4 protein-coding genes are annotated in these 3,010 nt (G+C 52.1%); 2 read left to right on the top strand and 2 right to left on the bottom strand.

Annotated elements, in window-relative coordinates; genetic code table 11:
- Nucleotides 1-215: 215 nt before the first annotated feature.
- Both JRF57_16415 and JRF57_16410 read right to left on the bottom strand, forming a co-directional pair.
- Nucleotides 216-980, bottom strand: coding sequence for a gamma-glutamyl-gamma-aminobutyrate hydrolase family protein (locus JRF57_16415; GenBank protein ID MBW2305277.1), 765 nt, complete (start codon nt 978-980; stop codon nt 216-218).
- Nucleotides 981-991: 11 nt separating this feature from the next.
- Entirely contained in the window at nt 992-2,152 is a 1,161-nt protein-coding gene (locus JRF57_16410; GenBank protein MBW2305276.1) for a beta-aspartyl-peptidase, read from the bottom strand.
- Nucleotides 2,153-2,544: 392 nt separating this feature from the next.
- Here JRF57_16410 and JRF57_16405 point away from each other — a divergent pair, with 392 nt between their 5' ends.
- Together JRF57_16405 and JRF57_16400 are read left to right on the top strand one after the other, a co-directional pair.
- Nucleotides 2,545-2,733, top strand: coding sequence for a type II toxin-antitoxin system HicA family toxin (locus tag JRF57_16405; GenBank protein ID MBW2305275.1), 189 nt, complete (start codon nt 2,545-2,547; stop codon nt 2,731-2,733).
- 9 nt (nt 2,734-2,742) lie between these two features.
- Nucleotides 2,743-3,010 (top strand): type II toxin-antitoxin system HicB family antitoxin (locus tag JRF57_16400; GenBank protein MBW2305274.1); only part of this gene is annotated, 268 nt, incomplete at its 3' end.

Here is a 3,010-nt window from a genome sequence, read left to right as displayed (position 1 = left end):
TGAGGTAAAAAGAAACATCATCGACCGCTTTTACTATCCCTTCAAAAGTAAAAAATTGGGTCTTCAATCCCTCGACTTCGAGAAGATATCGACTTTCAGACATGGTTTGCTTCCAGGGTTAGGACTGAGGGTTCGGTACGTTTCGGGTTAAGCTGTCAAACACCTCAATATTTATTCAAAGGATAGCGATGCAATAAGGGTATTGCTTACTGTCACTACGCCTCATTGCTTGGCGCTTTTTCCGGCAAATACTCGCGACAGACATCCACGAAGGATTGGAACAGTTTCCGGGAATGAATATCGTTTTGAAAGGTCCCTTCAGGGTGCCACTGGACTCCCAGCACAAAGCGCTTTCCTCGAAGGCGCACGGCCTCCACGATTCCATCCGGCGCCCGGGCTTCGATCTCAAGGCCAGGTGCCACATCCTTTAAGGCCTGATGATGTTTGCCGTTTACCCAGACGGAATGCTTCCGGAACATACCATAAAGGATACCTTCTTTCTCCACCTCGATGGTGTGGGTATTGATCCATTTGGCCGCCTTCTGCTGGTGGTCTATCGCTTCGGGGACCTGCTTCGAAATATCCTGATAGAGGCTTCCGCCAAGGCTCACGTTCAGGACCTGTATGCCCCGGCAAATGCAAAAGACCGGTAGGTCCCTGGCAATTGCCCCACGGGCCCAGGCAAGTTCCGTTCGATCCAGCTCTTCATCCAGATCACCCAGACCGGCAAGGGGTTGTTCCCGATAAAACCGGGGGTGCACATCCGGGCCGCCGCTGATAATCAACCCTGACAGGCAGTCAAGAATCACCTTAATTGTATCCTTGGTCTGGGGGGTCGGCAGGAGGACCGGGCAGCCGCCGCTTTCCAGTACCGCCCGGCTGTATTCATCAAAGGTGTAATCCATCATATGGCCGGGAGAATACAGGCCCCATGCCCCACCTACAAGTCTGGAACAGGTGATTCCAATGACAGGTCGCATCCGTCCTCCCATCACTCTTCGAAGGTTCCCTTCACCACCGCCTCGCCTCCCTTTACCATCTGGCGGCCTCTGGCAAAAACCGCATCAATCTCCAGATCCGGGGTAAGCAGCAACAGGTCAGCGTCTTTGCCTTCATCAATACTCCCCTTATGTTTGAAGAGACCAAGCCGTTTGGCAGGGTTCGTGGCCACCCAGCGGAGTACGTCCTGCATCGGGTACCCGATATGCACCAGGTTTCTAAACTCCCTGAACAGACTTCCAATGTGGGCCACGGCAAGGCGTTCCAGCCTTCCATGAGAGTCGAATATGGGAAGGGACCCGTTGGAATCCGAACTCAATGTGATCTGATCTGGAGACACATTGCCGTTCAGTGCAAGGCCGATTGCTTTGTCCACACCGCTACCGAATCCGAGCATGTCAGGAGCGGCAGTGATATCGATATTGCCTCCGAGCCTTGCAAATTCAACGGCCTGTTCCAATAATTCCTCGGTCCTCGTGATATGGGTCGGAAGGAACTGGCTGATGGGGATTTCGGTTTCTTCAACCGCGCGCAGGAGGTATTCAAGCCTCCTGACCCCATCGCCCACGTGAAGGTGCACCACGCCGGCCTTTCCTCCCATCATTCCGCCCACCCTAGCCTCTGCGGCAAGCCGGCAGAATTCTTCGTAAGTAGGTTGAGAAGAGCGGTGGTCGGATATGGCAAATTCTCCAACACCTATCACCTTGGGAATAAGGGCGATATCTTTACGGACGCTGCCGGTGATAGTGGTCGGTGGGAACTGGTAAGAACCGGTATAGATGACTGTTGAGACACCCTCTTCATCCAGTTGCATGGCTTTTGCCAGAAGCGCTTCCGGACTGCGTGTAATATCGTCCGTACCCAGGCATCCGGCAACGGTAGTCACACCTGCAAGCACAATGGAGGATAATCGGATCTCCGGGGTTCGGCTCTTAAAGCCACCCTCTCCCCCGCCGCCCATGATGTGCACATGGAGATCTATGAAACCCGGAGTGAGATACCTGTCATGGGCCTGGATTACCCTTACATCAAGGGCATCCGGTATATCAAGGGCATCGGCTATCTTGGCTATCTTAGACCCGGCGATCAGGATATCCCGCTTGCCCAGCCTGTCGGGAGCAAAGACTTCGGCTCCTTTAATCAGGGTAAACACGGCTGTTCCTCTCAAGATCTCAATGGGCGGATAACCCGGAAGGTTCTCGGTCGTTAGTAAAGGTTTTTAATCAAGATTTCTCTTACTGGTTATCGTAAATAAACATACTCTAATATGTCAATGAATGGTTTTCTTTCGGGTCCGGGGTCTGATTTCCGGGAATACCCGTCCTGAAGGTTTCAGATCCCCTTTCCAAGGATCCGTCCTGCGCGCCTTGGGAGCGGCTCCGGAATTGTTGACAAGGCCCCGGCTTTGGGATAACGCTAAGCTCAGGTGCGACAAAATGCGGAGCAAGGAACGAGGGCGGCGTTTTGACGTCACCCAGAGTGCGATGTTACAGGCCGATTATTTATCTTGACAAACCACACCAAGAATGTGTATTAATACACACTATGGATAGCCGGAAAATTATCAAAATACTTAAGCAAAATGGATGGCATGAAATTGCAAAAACCGGCTCTCATACTCAATTCCGGCATCCAGAACAGAAAGGGCGGGTCACTGTTCCACATCCCAAAAAGGACATACCGATTGGCACATTGAAAAGTATCGAGCGCCAGTCAGGTATCAAATTTCGTTGAGGTGTTACCATGGCAAACTATATTGCTGTCATCCATAAAGAAGTAAAATCAGACTTCGGTGTATCTTTTCCTGATTTTCCAGGATGCATCACCGCCGGAAAAGATATCGATGAAGCCAAAGATATGGCTCAGGAAGCCCTCACCCTTCACATCCGGGGCATGCTCGAGGACGGCGACCAGTTGCCTGTTCCCTCCCGGCTCGAAGATATCATGAGCGATCCCGACTACGCCGATGCGATTGCCTATTTGGTCGTTTCAGTCCCTGACGCCAAACCCC

This window comes from Deltaproteobacteria bacterium (assembly GCA_019310525.1).
Lineage (GTDB): Bacteria > Desulfobacterota > DSM-4660 > Desulfatiglandales > HGW-15 > JAFDEE01.
This window is presented reverse-complemented; position numbering and strand designations above follow the sequence as displayed.

Coding starts and splice junctions, on each gene's coding strand:
- JRF57_16415 (MBW2305277.1), bottom strand. CDS start 980: ATGCGACCTGTCATTGGAATCACCTGTTCCAGACTTGTAGGTGGGGCA.
- JRF57_16405 (MBW2305275.1), top strand. CDS start 2,545: ATGGATAGCCGGAAAATTATCAAAATACTTAAGCAAAATGGATGGCAT.